General features: G+C 53.5%; 1 protein-coding gene. It reads left to right on the top strand.

Translation table 11 applies throughout. From position 1 onward, the window contains the following. Nucleotides 1-910 (top strand): Ig-like domain-containing protein (locus tag MTF68_RS19630; RefSeq protein ID WP_248463412.1); only part of this gene is annotated, 910 nt, incomplete at both ends.

Below are 910 nucleotides of genomic sequence, written 5' to 3'. Positions count from 1 at the left end.
GCCGTACAAACTATTGATGTACAAACCGATGCCAATGGTAATTGGAGTGCCACCCCAGCGACTGATTTAGCCGAAGGTAACTACAGTGTCAGCGCGAGCATCACGGATGCAGCGGGCAACACGGGCACAGGGACAGACAGCGGTGAAGTGGATGTAACGCCACCAACCCTTGCCTTTACGCCAACCTTCGAGCTTGGTTTATTGGTTACCCTCAGTGGTACGTCTGACCTGCCAGCAGGCAGTGAAATCACCATCACCGAGCAACTTATTGGCGGAGGAGTGGGTGTAACTTACACCACTACCACCGATGCCAACGGTAATTGGTCTTTGGTGGGGCTTGATGTATCACTACTGGATGTAGGCTCTGTGATTGCCACAGCCACAGATGCAGCAGGGAACACACGCACAATCAGCTCAGATGACTTTGATAACACACCCCCTACACTCACGGTTGAGGTGGATGCACAAAGCAATAGCAACACGCCTATAATCAGCGGCACAAGTGACGCAGGCGAAGGCGCACAAGTGACGATTGTGGTGACCGACAGTGACGGTAACCCACAAACCATTACCGCCCTTGTTGATGCCAACGGCGAGTGGAGCGCCACCCCAGCGACACCACTCAGTGAAGGTGAAAGCACGATTGAAGTGAGCGTACGCGACAGCGTAGGCAACGAAACCACCGTGAGTGAAACCACGACTATCGACACGCAAGCGCCAACGCTTACGATACAAAATGTAGGCGATATAAACGACTTAACCCCGACATTACAAGGCACCAGTAACGAAATTGGCGGCACGGTCACACTCACCGTGACCGACAGTGATGGCGTTGTGCAAACCATTACCACCACCGTTGGTACGGATGGGCATTGGGATATTGAAGTGCCCAGTGCGCTGGCACAAGGCG

This window comes from Pseudoalteromonas sp. 2CM37A (genome assembly GCF_023161885.1).
GTDB lineage: Bacteria > Pseudomonadota > Gammaproteobacteria > Enterobacterales > Alteromonadaceae > Pseudoalteromonas > Pseudoalteromonas atlantica.
Note: the sequence above shows the minus strand (reverse complement) of the source record. Positions and strands in the feature narration are given on the sequence as shown.